Genomic DNA, 21,481 nt, shown 5'->3' with positions numbered 1-21,481 from the left:
GGTCACCTCATTCAGCCGGTTCCGGCTGCAGAGCCGGTGATGTCTGCGCCGCCTGGTCCGGCTCCAGCCACGCGCCGAGCGCCGCCAGGAAGGATTCGTTGCTAAGGATCGAGAAGTGGTCGTCGCCGACCACGCCCAAATCTGCCGCCTGCGGCAGTCCCGCCGCGAGCCGATCGCGCTGTCGAAGCCGGCCGGAGGTCCACCAGCAGCCGGGCGCTGCAACGAGATCGGCCGGCCATTCGGCCGCCCGAGCCAGTTGCGCGAGGTGGCGCCCGACCCTGAAGGCCGAGACGATGTCGTCGACGCCGAGAAGACCGTCGCGCGGCTGCAGCGGCGCCGTGCCGATTGCATCGACGACCAGGCGCCGGATCACCTCGTCCGTCACCGGCGCATCGCCGGAACGAATCGCCGTCACCTGCGACGCAATGGCTGAAGGCTGCACGCCCGGCGCCGCGACCGACAGCAGCGTCAGCAAGTCGTCGGTCCAATGCCGCCCGGGCGACGGCTGCTCGTCACCATGCGGAACGAAGCTGTCGATCAGCGCCAGGCGCTCGACCCGCTCACCGCGCCGCTCAAGTTCAGCAGCAACCAGGCACGCGACCAGTCCGCCAAGCGACCAGCCAATCAGATGATAGGGTCCCTTGCTTTGCTTCCGCGCGATCTCATCGACATAGTCCACGGCCATTGCCGTCAGCGACTCGTCGGTGAAGGACGGTTCGATCAGCGTCCGGCACTGCAGTCCGATCAGTTGCCTCCGTCCCTCCAGACGCCGCGCCAGCGGCGCGTAGTCGAACACCGTGCCGAAGCCGCCGTGAAGACAGAACACCGGCGGCGTGCCATCGATCGGCGAACTCAGGGGCAGCAGCGCCGACGGCCGCATGGATGATGCTGCGGGCGTGCCGAGCAAGGCGCGAATGGTCGGCTTCTGGAGGAGATCGCGCAGCTTGATCTCGCCATCGAGGATCGGGGCACGGCGAAGGCGCGCGATCACATTGAGGCTCAGGATCGAGTTGCCGCCGAGCTCGAAGAAGTTGTCGGTGACGCCGACTTGCGCAACACCGAGGATCTCCGCCCACAGCTTCGCCATCGAGACCTCGGCGGGACTTTCCGGGGCAATGAACGCGCGCCCGGCTGCGATATCAGGCGCGGGCAACGCCTTGCGATCGACCTTGCCGCTCGACAGCGTCGGCAAGCGCTCGAGCACGATGATGCGGGATGGAATCATGTAGGCCGGCAAAGTCCGGCGCAGCGCGGCAGTCAGCGTTGCAGACAGCCGCTCGGCCGCAGCCGCGGCGGCGTCGCCTGGCGCCCGTGGCGCCACATAGGCCACGAGCTGATTTCCTCCCGCACCCACCACGGCGAGCACGGCAGCCTGCGCGACCGCTGGGTCGCTCAGCAGAGCCGATTGGATTTCGCCAAGCTCGATCCGGAAGCCGCTGACCTTGACCTGATCGTCGCTGCGTCCGAGATATTCGATCGTGCCGCTCGCATCCCATCGCGCAAGGTCGCCGGTGCGGTAGAGACGTGCGCCCTCGTCCGCCGAAAATGGATCCGGCACGAAGCGTTCCGCCGTCATGCCTGGCTTGGCGTGGTACCCGCGCGCGAGCCCGAACCCGCCGATGTAGAGCTCGCCGGCTGCGCCTGCCGGAACGAGATTCAGCGAGCCATCGAGGATGTAGGCGGTGCGGCGGCCAACGGGAATGCCGATCGGCCCATAGGCCTTGTCGCACGCCGTGTTGCCGTCGACCTTCCACACGAGCGGTGTCACGACGGTCTCGGTCGGACCATAGCCGTTGATCAGGATCTGCGGCTTCAACGTCCGCCTGACCTTGTCGAAGCCGGCCTTGGGCATCGCCTCGCCGCCGAACGAATACAGCCTGACGGGCGGCGGATTGCCGGCCTGCTCCACCCACTCTGCGACCTGCTGCAGATAGGCCGGCGGCAGGCCGATATGCGTGATCCGCTGCGCATGAAGCTCGGCGACGGTCCGTTCGGGCGTCCACAGCTCCGCATCGCGCATGACCAGCCGAGCGCCCTGCGACAGCACCGTAAGCCACCGTTCATGCGCGCCGTCGAAGGCCAGCGACAGGAAATGCAGCTCGCTTGCGTGCTCGTCGAGCTCGTAGAGCGCAGCGGTCGCTCGGCAATGCATCGCCAGCGGTCCATGCGCGACGGCGACGCCTTTCGGCCGCCCGGTCGAACCGGACGTGTAGATCACATAAGCGAGACTCTCCGGATGCAGGCGTGGATCCGGCACATGGTTCGGACCGCTGGCGAAATCGAACGAGGCCAGATCGATCGCCTGAACGCCTTCGATAGCGGAGATGTCACGCGCGCCGGACAGCAGCATCCTCATCCCGGAATCGCCCATCACATGAGCGATGCGGTCCGGCGGCAGCTCGGGATCGAGCGGGACATAGGCTCCGCCCGCCTTCAGCACGGCAAGCAGCGCGGCCATCGTCGCTTCGTTGCGCTCGACGACGACGCCGACGCGCTGGTCGGGCCCGAGCCCGGCCTCGACGAGGTGGTGCGCGATCCGGTTGGCGCGACGATCGAGCTCACCGTAGGACAGGTTCCGGCCGCCGATCGTCAGGGCGACACGTTCCGGATCGCGCTGTGCATGATCGCGGATCATCTCGTGGACGAGTGGACGCATCGCGGCAGACGCCGCCCGGCCATTGCAGGCATCTGCGCGCTGCACATCCTGAGCGGTGGACGCATCGATCGCGCCAAGCCTGGCTTCCGGACCTCGTAGCATGGCCGCGAGCAGATGTTCGAATTGCGCCCTCACCTGCTCCGCCTGTTCCGGCGTGAAGTGGCTCGGCATATAGGTGAATTCGACCTGCAGCGTATCCTCGACCATGACGGACAGGTCCATCGGATAGTTCGTGACGTCGACGTTGCGCAGCTCGCCGAATTGAAGCGAGCCGTCGCCCTGCAGCAGGCCTCGGTCGACGGGATAGTTCTCGAACACGATGATGCTGTCGAACATGGTCTCGCCGGCACGCCCGGCCCAGCTCTGGATGTCGTAGAGCGGCGTCTGCTCGAAGTTGCGCATCGCCGCGTTGCGGTCCTGCATGGCGCGCAGCCAGTCACCGATCGTTGCGGCCGGCGAAGGCGTCTCGATCACGGGCAGCGTATTGATGAACAGGCCGATCATCTGCTCGGCCCCGTCGAGACCCGCCGGACGGCCGGCGACGGTGACTCCAAATGTAACGGTCTGCTGGCCGGTGTAGCGTTGCAGCAGCAGCGCCCAGACGCCCTGGATGAGCGTGTTCAGGGTGATGCGCTCGTGCCGGGCGAACGCCTTCAATGCCGCGGTCGCATCCTTGTCGAGCCGGGTGTAGCAGCGCCGGTGTCCGTGCGCGTCGTAGCGCCGCGCGCCGAAGGCATCGGCCAGTTGCGTCGGCTGGTCGAAGGCCGTGAGTTGTCCTCGCCAGAAGCGCGCGGCGGCTTGCGCGTCCTGGGCCAGCAGCCAGGCAACATAATCGCGATAGTGCGCCGATTGAGAGACGAGCGCACGCCCGGCATAGCGCTGCAGGATTTCACCGATGAAGCGAGCCGAGCTCCAGCCATCCATCAGGATATGATGGTAGGTCCAGATCAGGCGATGACGATCGTGGTCGAGCTGCAACAAGCGGACACGCTGCAGTGGCGGCACCGCGAGATCGAACTCGGCGCCGCGCTCCGCGGCCAGCGCCGACGACAGCCGCGCCTCATCGACGGCCTGCCCACGCCAGTCTTCCGTTGCGAACGGCACACTCGCCGCGCGATGGACGGCCTGCAGCGGTGCGCCGGACAGCTCGCGCCACAGAAATCCAGTACGCAGCATCGGATGACAGGCAGAGACCTCCTGCCACGCGGTGCGCAGCCGCTCGACGTCCAGCCCGCGGATCTCGACGCTGACTTGGTTGACATAGACGCCACTTCCGGCATCGCGCAGGCTATGGAACAGCATGCCCTGCTGCATCGGCGAGAGCGGGTAGACGTCCTCGATGCGGTCCCAGTCGACACCGAGCTGCGCGAGCTCCTCGCTCGTCAGCCCCGACAATGCGCCGCGCGCGCGAGTGATTGCGGGCTGGTCGTTCCGCGCCGCCACGCAGGCCGGCGCGAGCAGCTCGATCGTCTGCAGCCGGAACACGTCTCTCGGCTCCAGCTCGAGACCAGCCCGGCGTGCGCGACTGACCATCTGCAGCGAGATGATCGAGTCGCCGCCGAGCTCGAAGAAATTGTCGGTGACGCCGACGTCCGGCTGGTGCAGCAGCTCGGCCCAGATCGCAGCGAGTGCGGCCTCGGTCGGATTGCGTGGCACGACGCGCTGTCCCTGCCCAAGCCGCGTATCGGGCAACGGCAACGCCTTGCGATCGATCTTGCCGTTCGGTGTCAGCGGCAGCCGCGGCAGCACCATCACGCGCGACGGCACCATGTAGTCCGGCAACGCCGACGCGAGAGTCGCGCGCAGCTCGGCTCCGTCGAGCGCATCGTCGCCGCTGACATAGCCGACGAGCTGCCGGCCGCCGCCGAGCTCTTGCGCCACCACGACGCTGTCGCGCACGCCGGGCTGCGTGCGCAGCCGCGCCTCGATCTCGCCGAGCTCGATGCGGTGGCCGCGGATCTTCACCTGATGGTCGGCACGGCCGACATAGTCGAGCAAACCGTCGGCGCGCCACCGCGCCAGATCGCCGGTGCGGTACAGCCGCGCACCGGGATCGCCGAATGGATCGGGAATGAAGCGCTCGGCGCTGAGCGCCGCTCGGCGCCAATAGCCGCGGGCCAGGCCCTCGCCGCCGATGAAGAGCTCGCCTGTCACGCCGACGGGGGCGGGGTTGAGATCGCCGTCGAGCACATGCAGCGTGGTGCTGCCGATCGGGCCGCCGAGGACCGGTGCGGGATCGCGTGCGTCGAGCCGATGGCGCGCCGACCACACCGTGGTTTCGGTCGGCCCGAACAGGTTCCAGGCCTCGCCTCCGAGCGCGAGCAGCCGAAGCGCCAGGTCGGGCGCCAGCGCCTCGCCGCCGCTCAGCAAGCGGCAGCCTTGAGGCAGCCAGCCGCGCGCACCATCGTCATGATCGAGCAGCATGCGCCAGCTCGACGGCGTGGCCTGGATTAGGGTCACGCCATGATGGGCGACGATCGCCTTCAACCTCGCCGGATCGTGGGCCGAGGCGCGATCCGCCAGCACGATCCGGGCGCCATGAATGAGCGGCAGCCAGAGCTCGAGCACCGCGATGTCGAATGACAGCGAGGTCAAAGCGAGCACGCGGTCATCGCGCGCGATGCCCGGTTGCTCAGCCATCGTCGCCAGGAAATTCGTCACGGCGCCATGGCGCACCATCACGCCCTTGGGAAGGCCGGTCGAACCGGAGGTGTAGATGACGTAAGCCAGATTGTCTGGATGGATGGCGACGTCGAGATTGCCGACGTCGACCGAATCTTCTCCAGCCGCCTCGTCCAGCAGCCAGGCCTGGGCGTGGCCGTCCGCCAGCACTGGCGCGAGCTGGTCGTGGAGCGTCGCCTGCGTCAGCAGCAGCTTCGCGCCGCTGTCGGACAGCATGTGCGCGAGACGCTCGGCCGGATAGTCCGGATCGAGCGGCAGATAGGCTCCGCCCGCCTTGAGCACCGCGAGCAGCGCCACCATCATCGTGACACTGCGCTCCAGCGCCAGTCCCACCACCACATCGGGACCGACGCCGTGCTCCCTGAGCCTATGGCCCAGCCGGTTCGCGCGCGCATTCAGTGCGCCGTAACTGATCGTCTCCTCATTGTGCACGAGCGCAATCGCATCGGGCGCGCGCCCTGCTTGGGCCTCGAACTGAGCGACGACATCCGGCGCTATCGCGGCCCCGGCCGTTGCGTTGACCCGCGCCAGCAGCGCGATGTCCGCGGGATCATCAGCCGCAAGACAGCCGACCGCCTGCTCGGCATCGCCAGTGATGGCCGCGAGCAGTTGCACGAACGCCCTCTGCAGCCGCCGAATCTGGGCTTCGTCGAAATGTTGCTGCTGGAAATTGAATACCAGCCGCAGCTCTGCTTCGAGGCCGACGCTCACGAACAGCGGGTAGTTGCTCGTTTCGAGGATCCTCGTCCGGCTGACGCTCACGCGGCCGTCTCGGGTCTTCAAGGCCTCGTCCACCGGATAGTTCTCGAACACCAGGATGCTGTCGAACAGCGGACGCCCTGCCTGGCCCGCGATCCGCTGAATCGCGGCCAGCGGCATCCAGCCATGATCCCGCAAGGCGAGATTGCGATCCTGCAGGTCGCGCAGCCACGCACCAACCCGCCGCTGCGGATCCTCGGCATCGACCACGGGCAAGGTGTTGATGAACAGGCCGACCATCTCCTCGGCGCCAGCGAGCCCAGCGGGCCGGTCCGACACCGTCACGCCGAAGCAGACCGTATCCTGGCCGGTGAACCGACGGAGCAATTGCGCCCATGCCGCCTGCACCACCGTATTCAGCGTGACCCGTTCGCGGGTCGCGAAGCGTTGCAGCCGCTCGCTGAGATCGGCGTCCACCGCCATGGTGAGCGAGCCATGGCCGACGCGAGCGTCGACCGCAGGCCGCGACAGCAGGCTCGGCTCGTCGAGCCCGGCCAACGCCGCTCGCCAGAACTCGGCCGCAGCACCGTGGTCCTGCGCCTGCAGCCATGCGATGTAGTCGCGGTAGCGCGGCGGCTGTCCTTGCAGCGCCCCCTGCCCCTCGTACTGCATCACCTCGGCGATGAATCGGGCCGAGCTCCAGCCGTCCATCAGAATGTGATGATGAGTCCAGATCAGCCAATGCCGGTCGTCGGCGATCCGGATCAGCCTCACGCGCTGCAGCGGCGGCCGCGAGAGATCGAAGCCGTCGGCGCGCTCGCGGTCTGCAGCCGCCATGAGCGCAGCATCCAAAGCGGCCGGAGCGAGCTGCGCCGCCCGTTCCCGCCAATCCTCCGCGACGAAGGGAACGTCGGCATTGCGATGCACGACCTGCTGCGGTGGTCCCGGCAATTCACGCCACAGGAAACCGGTGCGAAGCACGGTATGGCGTTTGCTGACCGCCTGCCACGCGGCTTGCAGCTTGCCGGCGTCGAGACCGCGGATCTCGGCGGCGACCTGATTGACGTAGACCCCCGTGCCGTCGTCGTGCAACGCGTGAAACAGCATGCCCTGCTGCATCGGCGACAACGGATAGATGTCCTCGACCCCGCGCCAATCCAGCGCCAGCGCATCGAGCTCGGCCTGGCTCAGCTTCGACAACGGCACATCGGACGGCGTCACGCCATGGACGCCGCTCGTGCAGTGATCGACCAGCTCACGCAGCGCCGCCTCAAAACAGTCCGCCAAGCTCGCAATCGTTTCGCGGCGTTGACGCTTCCCGCTGAAGCCGAACGACAGCTCCAGACGACCGTCGAGCACCCTCGCGTTGATCGCGATATGGTGGCGCAACGGGCTCGACGCGGCGCGCGACGGGCCGGCGCTCTCTGGCGCGATCGAGAACACCGCCGTCTCGTCCGCGCTGCCATCGACCTGTCCGAGATAGTTGAACCCGATGCGCGGCTGCACGCCCGTCGTCAGCGCCGCGCGATGGGCATCAGAACCCAGGTAGCGCAGGACGCCGTAGCCAAGTCCCCGGCTGGGGACGGACCGCAGCATCTCCTTGGTCGCCTTGATCAGCACCGCAGGCGGCTGCGATCCAGCCGCCAGTCGTACCGGAAACGCGGTCGTGAACCAGCCGATGGTTCGCGACAGGTCGAGCCCGCCACCGAGATCCTCGCGGCCGTGACCCTCGAGTTCGATTGCCATGATCTCCCGGCCCGACCACAGCCACAGCGCACGCGCGAGCGCCGACAGCAGCAGATCATTGACCTGGGTTCTGTACGCCCCGTGCGCCGTGCCCAGCAGACGCGCGGTCAGCTCGGCGTCGATCGCGAGCGGTACGTCGTCGGCGTCTGCAATCGTATCCCGATCCGCATGATCGAAATCGCACGGCACGTCCTCCGTCTGCCGGAGACCGGACCAATGATCCCACTCTGCAGCCGGCACATCCGAGGCCGCGTACGCGCGCAGCGCTGCGCCCCATTGGGCATAGGCGTGCGTCTTGGGCGGCAGCGTCGCCTCTTGCCTACGCATGAGCTGCTCATAGGCAGCCGCGAGATCCTCCAGCAGCACACGCCACGACACGCCGTCGGTCACGAGGTGATGAATCACGATCAGGAAGCGCTGCCCGCCCTCCGGCAGATCGATGCCGACCATCCGCACCAGACGTCCCTCCGCGAGCGAAAGGCTCGCCTGGACCGCAGCGGCGAGCGCGGTGACCGCCTCGCCATCGGCCAGCTCGCACGACCGAAACAGGTCGGAGACCGCCGGCGCCGGCCCGTGCTCGGCGCGCCAGATGCCGTCGATGCGTTCGAAGCGCAGTCTCAGCGCATCGTGATGAGTGACGACGGCCACTGCCGCGCGCCGCAGCACGTCCCAGTCGAGCCGCTGCTGCGGCCGCAGCAGCAAGGCCTGGTTCCAGTGATCGGGCGCCTCCAGCTCCTGCTCGAAGAAACGGAGCTGAATCGGCAGCAACGGGAGTGGCCCGGAGACGAGACCCTGCTCCGCCGTCGTCTCCAACCGGACGACCTGCCGCGCGTCGCGCGCCAGGGCTTCCAGCGTCTGATGCTTGAAGACGTCTCGTGGCTCGATCAGAAGGCCGGCCCGCCGCGCACGACTGACCATCTGCAGCGAGATGATGGAATCGCCGCCGAGCTCGAAGAAATTGTCGGTCATGCCGACATCGGGCTGATGCAGCAGCTCGGCCCAGATGGTTGCCAACGCAGCCTCGGCCGGCGTCCGCGGCGCAATCCGCATCGCTGCAGCGGGCGCCTCCGGCGCCGGCAGCGCGTTGCGATCGACCTTGCCATTCACCATCAGCGGCAGGCGGTCGAGGACCACGATCCGCGCCGGCACCATGTAGTCCGGCAACGTCGCGGACAGCGCGTTGCGCAGCACCTCGCCATCGAGCGTGCCGTCACCGCAGACATAGCCGACCAGTTGCCGGCCAGCCCCGAACTCCCTCGCGATGACGACGGCCGCAGTAACCGATGGCTGCTGCAGCAGCCGCGCCTCGATCTCGCCGAGCTCGATACGGAAGCCGCGAACCTTTACCTGGTGATCGGCCCGGCCGACATAGTCGATGGCGCCGTCGCTGCGCCAGCGCGCCAGATCGCCGCTCCGGTACAGCCGGGCACCGGGAGGTCCGAACGGATCGGGGATGAAGCGCTCGGCCGTCAGCCCGGCGCGCCCGAGATAGCCGCGCGCCAGCCCGTCGCCGCCGATATGGAGGTCGCCCGTCGTGCCCCCGGCGACCGGATTGAGGTCGGTGTCGAGAATGCGCAGGATCGTGCCTGGAATCGGAAAGCCGATCGGCACGCGCGCCCCGCTCGCCGCGCGGCAGTTCCAGAAGCTGGCATTGATCAGCGCTTCGGTCGGCCCATAGCGGTTGTCGAACCGGATTGCTGGGAATACCGCGTAGACTTGGTCCTTCAGCGGGACCGGCAGGGCCTCGCCACCGGAGAACAGGCGCTTCAACGTCACGCATCGCTGAGCCTCCGGCTCAGCCACGAATTGCGCGAGCATCTGCGGCACGAAATGCAGCGTGGTCACACCATGCGCAGTGACCGCATCGACCAGCCGCTTCGGCTCGCGATGGGCCCCCGGCGCCGCGATCGCAAGCCGCGCACCGACCGTCAACGGCCACAGGATTTCCCACACCGCGACGTCGAAGCTGAACGGCGTCTTCTGCAACAGCGTTTCGCCGGGATCGAGCCCGTACTCCCGCTGCATCCAGGCGAGCCGCGCTGCCAGCGCGCCACGCGTGCAGGCCACGCCCTTCGGCACGCCGGTCGAGCCTGACGTGTAGATCACATAAGCGAGGCTCTCGGCGTGGGTCGGACTCTGGAGATCCAAGCTGCCGGTGTCCGTGTCCTGCGAGGCGCGTCTGTCGTCGACGGCGATCAACTCGGCGCCCGCTCCTGCCATGATCTCCGTCAGCCGATCACGCAACTGCGGCTGCGTCAGCACCAGCCGCGCGCCGCTGTCGCCCAGCATCGCCGCGAGCCGCTGGTGGGGATAATCCGGATCGAGCGGCAGGTAGCCGGCCCCGGCCTTCAGAACGGCCAACACAGCCACGACCAGGTCGGGGCTGCGCTCGAACGCCAAGCCGACCGGGGCATCCAGAGCGACGCCGGCCTGCCTGATCTGTCGCGCCAGTCGGTTCGCACGCGCATTCAGTTCGGCGTAGCTGATCCTCTCCTGATCGGAGATCACGGCCATGGCCGCAGGCGACCGTGCGGCCTGCTGTTCGATCTGCGTCACGACGTCGACGAAGCCGTCTTTCACCGTCGGCGCGGCGGGTCCCGAGCTCCAGCCGAGCACCCGGTGCAAAGCGGCGGCATCCAAGCCATGCAGCTCCGCGACGGGGCGGCTGCTGTCGTCGGCGATGCGCCCGAGCAGGCAGGCGAACGCCGCCTGTATCCGCTCGATCTGCACCTGGTCGAACCGGCTGCGATCGTAACGGAAGCCGAGCCGGATGCCGGCGTCGGTCACGAACACCGCGACCGTCAGCGCATAGTTGGTGATCGAGATCTGCTCGGCGCCGCTGGCGCGCGGCCCCCCGCCGGCCTGATCGCGCAGCGCCGCGTCGACAGGATAGTTCTCGAACACGAAGATGGTGTCGAACAGCGGCCGGCCGGCGCGGCCGGCAAGACGCTGGATCTCGTGCAGCGGCATCCAGCCATGCTCGCGCAGGTCGACGTTGCGATCCTGCAAGCTGCGCAGCCAGTCGCCGACCGGCGTTTGAGGTCTCGCGTCCTCGAGCGCGGGCACGGTGTTGATGAACAGGCCGACCGCCTCTTCCACGCCTGCGATCTCGGGCGGCCGGCCGGAGATCGTGGCGCCGAAGCAGACGACATCCTGGCCGGTCAAACGTCGCAGCAGCTGGCCCCATGCCCCCTGCAGAAGCGTGTTCAACGTCACCCGCTCGCGCCGTGCCACGACCTGCAGCCGCTCGGTCTTCACCGCATCGATCACGAGATCGATCGAGGCATGGCCGTCGGCAGGTGCGGCCGGCCCGCCCAGCGCATCGGCCAGCAGGCTCGGCTCGCCGAGCGTCGAGAGCGAGCGCGACCAGAACATGCTCGACGCCTCTCGATCCTGCCGCTGCAGCCAGGCAATGTAATCGCGATAGCGGCCGCGCGGTGCGCCCAGCGAGGCGCCGCCGACATGCTGCATGATCTCGCCGATGAGCCTTGCTGCGCTCCAGCCGTCGAGCAGGATGTGATGATGGGTCCAGATCAGGCGGAAAACGCCGCCGTCGAGATCGATGAGACGGACCCGCTGCAGCGGCAGCCGTGACAGGTCGAAACCGGCGCGCCATTCGGCTGCCGCCACCTCGGCCAGCGCCGCGTCACGCGCGGCCTGATCCATCGAGTCCACACGGTCGCGCCAATCCTCCTCGACGAAGGGAACAGGAGCCTGCCGATGGACGACCTGCTGCGGTGCGCCCGACAATTCTTTCCACACGAACGCGGTCCGCAGCACCGCGTGTCTCGCGGTCACCGCCTGCCACGCCGCGCGTAAACGCGCCGCATCGGCGCCGCTGACGTCGACGGCGATCTGACTGACATAGTTGCCGCTGTCGCCGTCGCGCAGCGCGTGGAACAGCATGCCCTGCTGCATCGGCGACAGCGGATAGATGTCCTCGATATCGCGCCAATCGCGCGAGGCTCCGAGCAGGTCGAGCTCCGGCTGGCTGAGGCCCGACAGCGGAACGTCCGACGGCGTGAGGCCATGTACGCCGCTCGTGCAATGCGCGACGAGTTCGCGCAGCGCCGCGGAATAGCACGCGGCCAGCCGCTCGATCGTCGCGCGGCGATAGCGTCGGCGGCCGAAGCTGAATGTCAGCCTCAGCTGGCCGTCGAGCACCTGGCCGTTGATGCTGAGCCAGCGGCCAAGCGGTGCGCCGGCGCTGCGTGACGGACCCGCGCCTTCCGGCGCGAGCGCGAAGGCAGGGTCAGGGCCGGCGCCGAACTGGCCGAGATAGTTGAACACGATCCGCGGCTCGGCGCCGCCCGCCAGGGCGGCGCGCTGCTCAGGGCTGCCGCAGTAGCGCAGCACGCCATAGCCGAGCCCACGCGCCGGGATGGCCCGTAGTTCCTCCTTGATCGACTTGATGAGCGTGGCATCGTCGCCCGCGCCACCGGCGAGGCGAAGCGGAAATGCGGTCGTGAACCAGCCGACCGTGCGCGACAGGTCGATGCCTTCGAACAGATCCTCACGGCCATGGCCTTCGAGCTCGACCAGGCATTCATCGAGTCCGCACCAGCGGTTGACGGCGCGGGCCAGCGCCGCCAATAGCAGATCATTGACCTGGGTCCTGTAGGCAGCGGGCGCCTGCTTGAGCAGTTGCCCGGTCATGTCGGCATCGAACGACACGACGACGTCTTCGCCATCGGCGACACGATCGGTCTCACCGTGATCCTCGTCGCATGGCAGGCCGCCGGCGGCACTGCGCTGTCTCCAATAGTCGAGCTGATCGGACAGCTCCTCGCTCACCGCGTAGTCTTCAAGCCTCCTGCTCCACGACGCCATGGACTGGCTCTTGGGGGGCAACGCAATCGCAACCGCGCCCTGCGCCGCCTGTCGATGCGCCGACATGATGTCCTCGAGCAGCACACGCCAGGATACGCCGTCGACGACGAGGTGATGCACGACGATGAGAAGCCTCTGGCTGCCGTCCGCGACGTCCATGCCGACGAAGCGCAGCAACGGCCCCTGCAGGGACAGGCTTGCCTGCGCGGCGGCGGCAACCGAGGTGATCTCCGCCGCGTCCTGAACAGCGCGGGTCCAGAGCAGATCGGCGCTCGCCGGCATCGCGCCATATCTCGCCTGCCACGCGCCGTCGCTCTGGAGGAATTGCAGTCGCAGGGACTCGTGATGCGCCACCACGGCCTCGACCGCCGGCGCCAACACCCGCCAGTCGAGCCGTGCCGACGGCACCAGCATCAGCGCCTGATTCCAGTGATGCCGTTCGCCGGCGTCCTCGGCAAAGAAGCGGCGCTGGATCGGCAACAGCGGCACCGGATCGCCATCGCGCGCGAGCGGCTCGGCGGAGACGACCGCCGCCCGATCGCGGCGCGCGACCCGCGCCAGCCCTTGCAGCGTCTGATGCCGGAACAGGTCGCGCGGCTCGATGGCAAGCCCGCGCTGGCGCGCACGTCCGACCACCTGCAATGAAATGATGGAATCGCCGCCGAGCTCGAAGAAGTTGTCGGTCAGCCCGACCCGCGAATGGCCGAGCAATTCAGCCCAGATCGCCGCCAGCTCCAGTTCAGCCGGGGATTGCGGTGCGACGTAGTCGGCCTCAGCAGACAACTGCTCGGGCGCCGGCAAGGCGTCGCGATCGACCTTGCCATGCGCCGTGAGCGGCATCCGCGACATCAGTACGATGCGGGCCGGAACCATGTAGTCCGGCAGTTCCTCGGACAACGCCGCGCGCAGCCCGGTCTCGTCGAGGCCATCCTCGCCGCAGGCATAGCCGATGAGCTGCTGGCGTCCGCCGATCTCGCGTGCCACCACCACCGCCGACTGAACACCCGCCTGCCGCGTCAGCCGCGCCTCGACCTCGCCCGGCTCGATGCGGAAGCCGCGGATCTTGAGCTGGTGGTCGGACCGGCCGACATAGTCGATGACGCCATCGGGGCGCCAGCGCGCCAGATCGCCGGTGCGATACAGCCGCGTGCCCGGTGCGCCGAACGGATCGGGGATGAAGCGCTCCGCCGTCAACGCCGGCCGATTCCAATAGCCGGCCGCGAGCCCCTCGCCGCCGATATGAAGCTCGCCGGTGACGCCGACCGGAACGATGTTGAGATCGCCGTCGAGAACATAGGCCGAGCGCCGGCCGACCGGGCGGCCGATCGGCGCATAGGCGCAGTCGATCTCGGCATCGACGTCGACCTTCCAGACCAGCGGCGTGACCACTGTCTCCGTCGGACCATAGCCGTTGATCAGCTTGCGCGGCCGCAGCGCCTGCCTGACCTTGTCGAAGCCCGATTTGGGCATGGCCTCGCCGCCGAACGAATACAGCGACACGGGCGGCGGATCGCCGCGCCACGCCGCGAAGTCGGCGAGTTGCTGCAGATAGGCCGGCGGAAAGCCGGCATTGGTCACGCGCTCCGCGCCCATCACGTCGAGCGTCTTCTCCGCCGACCAGAGATCGGCGTCACGCATCACCAAGGTCGCGCCGCAGCTCAGCGCGGTCCACAACCGCTCATGCGCGCCGTCGAAGGTGAAGGAGAGGAAGTGCAGTTCGCGCGACTGCCGGTCCATCTCGTAGAGACCGGCGGTGGCGTCGCAATGCATCGCGAACGGTCCGTGCGCGACCGCGACGCCTTTCGGCACGCCGGTGGAGCCGGACGTATAGATCACGTAGGCGAGGCTCGCGGGATGGACATCGACCGCCGGATCAATCTCCGTCGTCTCGGCCGGCATCGCGCCGGGATCGACGACCGCGATGCCCGGCATCGGCGGCCATTGCGATCGTCCCGCCGCATCGACCAGCACGACGCGCGCGCCGGCATCCCGAACGGTGGCGGCGAGCCGCGCCGGCGGATGATCGGGATCGAGCGGCAGATAGGCCGCGCCGGCCTTGAGGACGGCAACAAGACTTGCGACGAGATCGCGCGAGCGCTGCATCGAGAGCCCGACGAGCTCGCCGGGTCGCACGCCGAGCGCCAACAGATGCTGCGCGATGGCATTGGCGCGGCGATCGAGCGCCTGATAGCTGATCGTCTCGGCCCCGAACACCAGGGCTGTCGCGCCCGGCCTCTCCTTTGCGTGCCGCGCGAGCATCCGGTGCACCGGCTGGAACCCCGCGAGTGCGGGCGCGCAGGCATTCCACTGCCTGACGTCGTCGCGCTGCCGGTCCGACAACAGCTCCAGCGCCGCGATCCGCTGCATGGGATCCGCGACCGTTGCCCGCAGGATCGTCAGCCAATGCCCGGCGAGCCGTGCGATGGTCGACCGGTCGAACCGCGCGGTGGCAAAGGAGAACAGCGCCGAGACGTCTCCCGACGGCGCCTCCTCGCTGTCGAGAGCGAGATCGAATTTCACCGTCTCGATCTCTGCCGCGATCGTCTCGATCTGCAATTCGGACGCAGCCGGCGCATGTGCCGGCTCGCGCCGATGCTGATGGTTGTAGAGCACCTGGAACAGGGGCGTCTGGCTCTGGCTGCGCTGCGGCTGCAGCACGTCCAGCAGCCGCTCGAACGGAAGATCCTGGTGATCCTGGGCCTCGAGCGAGGCCTCGCGCAGGGCGTGAATGACGTCGGCGATCGTGCTCCGGCTGTCGATGCGCGTGCGCAGCACCTGGGTGTTGACCAGCAGCCCGATCAGCCGCCGCGTTTCCGACCGGTCGCGATTGGCGAGCGGAACGCCGACGCAGATGTCGCCCTGCCCACTGTAGCGATAGAGCACCAGCTTCAGCGCCGCGAGCAGCACGACGAACAGCGTCGTGTGATGCTGTCGGGCGAGCCCGCGCAGACGATCGGAAAGCTCGGCGCCGAGCGACAGGCGTATGGCATCGCCGGATTGGTCGGTCTGGGCCGATCGGGGGCGATCGAACGGCAGTTGCAGCATGGCCGTGTCGTGCAGCCGGTCGGTCCAGTACCGGAGCTGCCGCTCTTCCTCCACGGCGCCGAGCCACAGTCGCTGCCAGGCGGCGAAATCGGCGTAGTCGACCTCGAGCGCCGGTAGTGAGGCGGTCTCGCCGCGGACGGCAGCGCGATAGAGCTGCCAGAACTCCTCGGTGAGGACCTGCATCGACCAGCCATCGGCGACGATGTGGTGCAGCGTGACCGAGAGGATATGCTCGTGCTCGCCGAGCCCGAGCAGCGCCGCGCGCAGCAGCGGTCCGGATTCGAGATCGAACGGCAGCGCCGCTTCCTCACACAGCAGCCGGCGCGCCTGCTGCTCGCGATCGTCGCCCGCAATCTCGATACGGCGAAGCGCGACCGGCGCCGGCTGGCCTACGATCTGCTCCGGCTCGCCGCCGTCCTGCCGGAACGTGGTGCGGAGCGCGGCATGGCGCATGACGAGTCCGTCGAGCGCCTTCTGAAGCGCAGCGGCGTCGAGACGGCCCCGCAGGCGGATCGCGACCGGCATGTTGTAGGCGGAGCCGCCCGGATCCATCCGCCACAGGAACCAGAGGCGGGCCTGCGCGAATGACAACGGCGCGCGCTGCAGATGCTGGCGCGCGATCGGCAAAATCGACAGATCGATGCCCTTGGCCGCCAACTGCGTCAGGAAGGCGCGCTGCTTCGGCGCATCGAGACGCGCCAACCGGCGCGCGATCTCGCTGAGCTGCTGGGCCTGAAGTCCGGACTGATCATTCATTGGCGAACTCGACTTCCTCAAGCAGATCGAACATGGCGGCGATGTCGTCGCTGCGCCTGTTCGTCGGCGGTTCCGCGGCGAGCGCGGACGCCATGGCCTCGACCGTGGTCAGCTCGAACAACCGCTTCAGCGGCAGCTCCCGCGCAAGATCGCGCTTGATGCGGCCAACGAGCTGGACGGCCACCAGCGAGTCGCCGCCGAGCTCGAAGAAGTTGTCGGTGACGCCGACCTCCGGCCTGTGCAGCAGCTCGGCCCAGATCGTCGCGAGCGCCGCCTCGGTCGGATTGCGCGGGCCGACGCGCCGCGCACGCGGCAGCGTCGCATCCGGCCGCGGCAGCGCCTTGCGGTCGATCTTGCCGTTCGGGGTCAGCGGCAGCTCCGGCAGCACGATCACGCGCGACGGCACCATGTAGTCCGGCAGCGCCGTTGCGAGCGCGGCGCGGAGGTCACTGCCATCGAGCGAGGCCTCGCTGCTGACATAACCGACCAATTGACGGCCGCCGCCGAGCTCCTGCGCGACGACGACGCTGTCGCGCACGCCCGGCAGCTCCCGCAGCCGCACCTCGATCTCGCCGAGCTCGATCCGATGTCCGCGGATCTTCACCTGATGATCGGCGCGGCCGACATAGTCGAGCACACCGTCGGCTCGCCAGCGCGCGAGGTCGCCGGTCCGGTACAGCCGCGCGCCGTCGCCACCGAACGGATCCGGAATGAAGCGCTCGGCACTCAGCGCAGCGCGTTTCCAATAGCCGCGCGCGAGTCCGTCGCCGCCGATGAAGAGCTCGCCGGTGACGCCCACCGGCGCAAGGTTGAGTTCGCCGTCGAGCACGTACAGCCGGGTGTTGCCGATCGGGCTGCCGAGCAACGGCACCGGATTCGTCGCATCGAGGCGGTGACGCGCCGACCATACCGTGGTCTCGGTCGGCCCATACAGGTTCCAGACCTCGCTGCTCAGCGCGCTGAGCCGCCGCGCCAGATCCGAGGCCAGCGCCTCCCCGCCGCTCAGCAGGCGGCAGCCTTTCGGCAGCCACGGAGCGGTTTCGCTGGTATTGGCCGCATCGTGCTCGAGCAGCATGCGCCAGCTCGACGGCGTCGCCTGGATCATGGTCACGCCGTGCCGTGCGACCAGCGCCTTGAGCGCCGCCGGATCATGGGCCGCGGCGCGGTCGGCGAGCACGATCCGGGCGCCATGGGCCAGCGGCAGCCACAGCTCCAGCACGGCGATGTCGAAGGACAACGAGGTCAGCGCCAGTACGCGGTCGTCGGCCGCGATGCCCGGCTGTTCGGCCATCGTCGCCAGGAAGTTCGTCACCGCAGCGTGGCGCACCATCACGCCCTTGGGCAGCCCGGTCGAGCCGGAAGTGTAGATGACGTAGGCGAGGCTCTCCGCATGCCCATCGACGGAAAGATCATCGGTCTGGCCGAGGCCATCGCCGGCCGCCACGTCGAGCAGCCAGGCCTCGGCATCGCTCCGGGCCAGCACCGGCGCGAACCGGTCATGCAGCGTGGCCTGTGTCAGCAGCAGTTTGGCGCCGCTGTCGTTCAGCATGTGCGTGAGACGCTCGGACGGATAGTCCGGATCGAGCGGCAGATAGGCCGCGCCCGCCTTGAGCACCGCGAGCAGCGCCACCATCATCGTGACGCCGCGCTCCAGCGCCAGCCCGACCACCATATCCGGCCCGACGCCGCGATCCCGGAGCCGCCGCGCCAGCCGGTTCGCCCGCGCATTGAGCGCGCCGTAGCTGATCATCTCCTGCCCATGCACCAGTGCGACCGCATCGGGAGTTCGCGCCGCATGGGCCTCGAACTGCCGGTGCACGCAGAGCGCATTTGCATCGTTGGTCGCCATCGCGTTCCAGGCCAGCAGCAGCCGCGCGCGATCTTCGTCCGGAACGACGTCGATCCTGCGCACCGGCGTGTGCGGCGCCGCTTCCAGCGCCAGCGCCAGCTGGTCGAGCGAGTGCTGCATCATCGCGCCGACCCGCTCGGGCGCGACCGGCGCCACGGCCTGGACCGTCAGGTGAAGCCCATGGCCGTCGTCGTCTACCGCCAGCATCAGCGGATAGTTGGTGCGCTCCTCGCCACCGAGCCATTCGACGCCTTGCAGGGACTCTGCATCTGTCCGCGCATCCTGCCTCCGGCCGTGCCGATAGTTCAGGATCGCGGAGAACAGCGGCGTCGGCGGCGCGACGCCGCTGCAGCGCTGGGCCATTGTCAGCGAGGCATGCTCATGCGCCATCAGCTCCGCCAGCCGCCCATGCGCTGCGCGAACGCTGTCCTCAACCGACGTGCCGTCGAGATCGAGCCGCAACGGCAGCGTGTTGATGAACAGGCCCAGGCTGCGGCCGGTATCGTGGCCGGCCTGCATGCGGCCGAGCAGCACGGTGCCGAACACGACCTGATCACGTCCGCTGCTGCGCGCCAGCACCTGGCCCCAGGCGACATGACAGAGGCTGGCGAGGCTCGCGCCAAGGCGCCGCGCCTGCGCGCGCAGCCGCGCGTCGAGCGTAGCCGGCACGGGCAGCCTTGCCTCGCGCGCGCCGTCGCCGTTGCTGCGGACCTCCATCAATCCGAATGGTGCCGTCGGCGCATCGATGTCGGCGAGCATGCTCCGGAAGAAGCGCTGCTGCGCATCCTGCCCGCCGGCCTTGCGGATCTCGGCCACGAGGTTACGGAACGGAATCGGTGGAGGGAGAGCGCTGCGGCGGCCCGCCAGGATCAGTTGCACTTCCTCGTGCAGCGCCTGCAGAGTGGTATGGTCGCCGACCATGTGATGCAGCATGACCAGCAGCAGCAGGCGATCATTTCGTGGGTCGCGGGCGACAACGAGACGCAGCAATGGCGCCTGGGTCAGGTCGAGCCGGCAGGACCTCGGATCGAAGCGGCGCGCCAGCTCGACCTGGGCCGGCTCGTTGCCTTCGAGCTCAACTTCGGTGACGCTTAGCGGTGCCTGGCGCCAGACCACCTGCGCCGGCACCGACAGCCCATCCCAGAGGAACGACGTCCGCAGGACGTCATGCCGGTCGATCACGTCCTGAACGGCCGCAAGATAGCGATCCAGCAGATCACGGCCCGCAAACGCCATCTGCGCGACCAGCACGTAGGGGTCGCCCTCGGTCGCGAGCAGATGATGGAACAGGATTCCCTCCTGCAACGGCGACAGCGCGTAGATGTCCTGGACGTTGGCGACGTCGCCCGGCACACGGCCCACCACGCGGTCGATCTCGCCCTGGCTCAGCGCGATCAGCGGCAGCATGTCCGGCGTGATGACCGGGCTCTGCGCCGTGATCGGGTTGTCAGGAATTGCGGTCTCCTCGCCTCGCCGCAGGCTGGCCGCGAGATCGCGCAGCACCGGCTTGGCGAACACCATCTGCGCATCGATCGTCAGCGCATGGCGCTTCAGCCGGTCCATCATGCGGACGACGAGCAGCGAATGGCCGCCGAGCTCGAAGAAATGATCGTTGCGACCGACACGCTCGATGCCCAGCAGCTCGCGCCAGATAGCAGCGAGGGCCTGCTCGATTTCGCCGTGGGGCGGATCATAGGCGCCACGGCCGAACGCCTCGTCGTCCGGCGCCGGCAGTGCCTGCCGGTCGACCTTGCCGTTGGGTGTCAGCGGAAACGCATCGAGGCGAACGATCGCCGAGGGAACCATGTAGTCCGGCAGACACGCCTGCAATTGCGTGCGCAGGCGCGCAGCCCATGCCCTGGGATCACCTGCATCGTCCGCCGGCACCACATAGGCGATCAGCCTGAGATCGTCCTGCGCATCGCGCCGCGCCAGCACCGCCGAGTCCCGCACTCCGGCCTGCGCATTCAGCCGATGCTCGATCTCCCCGAGCTCGATGCGGAAGCCGCGGATCTTCACCTGATGGTCGTTGCGGCCCAGGAATTCGATGTTGCCGTCGGCGAGATGGCGGCCGAGGTCACCGGTTCGATACATCCGCGCGTCGGACGACAGCCCGAACGGATCCACGGCAAAACGCTGCGCCGACAGATCGGGACGGTTGAGATAGCCGCGGGCAACCCCTGCTCCGCCGATCCAGATCTCGCCGACGGCACCGCGCGGCACCGGCATGCCCTGGGCGTCGAGCAGATAGATCCGCGCGTTGGCGATCGGGCGACCGATTGGGACGACACCGCCGGCGAAGCCGGGCGGACGGCGCCATGCGGTGGCGCAGACGGTTATTTCCGTCGGGCCGTAGGCGTTGAAGACCGCGATCTCCGACGGCAGGGCCTCGAACAGCTCCGGCTTTGGCAACTCGCCAGCGAGAACGAGCACGTCGAGCCCGGAGAGCCGCGCGAGGTCCGAGCGGCCCTGCAGCATCGCCGGCGGCAACGTGGCATGGGTGATGCGATGTTCGGCGAGATAGTTCACCAGCTCCGCCGCATCGCGGTGCTCGCGGCTTCCGAGCAGATGCAGTTCGGCGCCGGCGCAAAGCGCCATGACGATGTCCCACACGCTCGCGTCGAAGCTGAAGGAGGCGAATTGGGCGATCCGGCTGTGCGGACCGGTGTCGAACAGCCCGATCTGGGCCTGCGCGAGATTGACCAGGCCGTGGTGCTCGATCATCACGCCCTTCGGCTGTCCGGTCGAGCCCGAGGTATAGATGACATAGGCGAGGCTGCGCGGCGTCAGGCCACGGGCAACAACATCCGGTGCGCCCTCCGGCAGCCCGCTCCAGGCCGGCGCATCGCTCTCCACATCCACGACCGGACATGCCACGCTGCCGAGCGTACTGGCGCTCGCGCCGTCACAGAGCAGCAGCGTCGGCCGGGCATCGGCCACGGTCTCGCGCAGCCGCTGCGGCGGATAGGTGGGATCCAGCGGCAGATAGGCCGCTCCCGCTTTGAGGACCGCGAGCACGCTGACGATCGCATCGATGCCGCGCTGCTGGCAGATCGCGATCAGCCGGTCCGGACCAGCGCCCAGCGCGACGAGATGATGCGCGAGGCGATTGGCGCGCAGCTCGAGCTCGCGATAGGTCAGGTTGACCTCGTCATGGACCAGCGCCACCGCCGACGGCCGGCGGCGCGCCTGCTCGGCAACGAGATCCTGAATGCAGC

2 protein-coding genes are annotated in these 21,481 nt (G+C 68.4%); both read right to left on the bottom strand.

Translation table 11 applies throughout. From position 1 onward, the window contains the following. Window positions 1–7 precede the first annotated feature (7 nt). On the bottom strand, window positions 8–16,414 hold the full coding sequence (locus ACQR0U_RS21625) for a non-ribosomal peptide synthase/polyketide synthase (RefSeq protein WP_434872246.1): 16,407 nt from the start codon (window positions 16,412–16,414) through the stop codon (window positions 8–10). After that, window positions 16,407–21,431 carry an amino acid adenylation domain-containing protein gene (locus ACQR0U_RS21620; RefSeq protein WP_434872256.1) on the bottom strand — a complete coding sequence of 1,675 codons (5,025 nt, stop codon included), beginning with the start codon at window positions 21,429–21,431 and terminating at the stop codon, window positions 16,407–16,409. The genes ACQR0U_RS21625 and ACQR0U_RS21620 overlap by 8 nt, the downstream gene beginning before the upstream one ends. Window positions 21,432–21,481 lie beyond the last annotated feature (50 nt).

This window comes from Bradyrhizobium sp. HKCCYLRH3097, from assembly GCF_051167875.1.
Taxonomy (GTDB): Bacteria; Pseudomonadota; Alphaproteobacteria; order Rhizobiales; family Xanthobacteraceae; genus Bradyrhizobium.
Note: the sequence above shows the minus strand (reverse complement) of the source record. Positions and strands in the feature narration are given on the sequence as shown.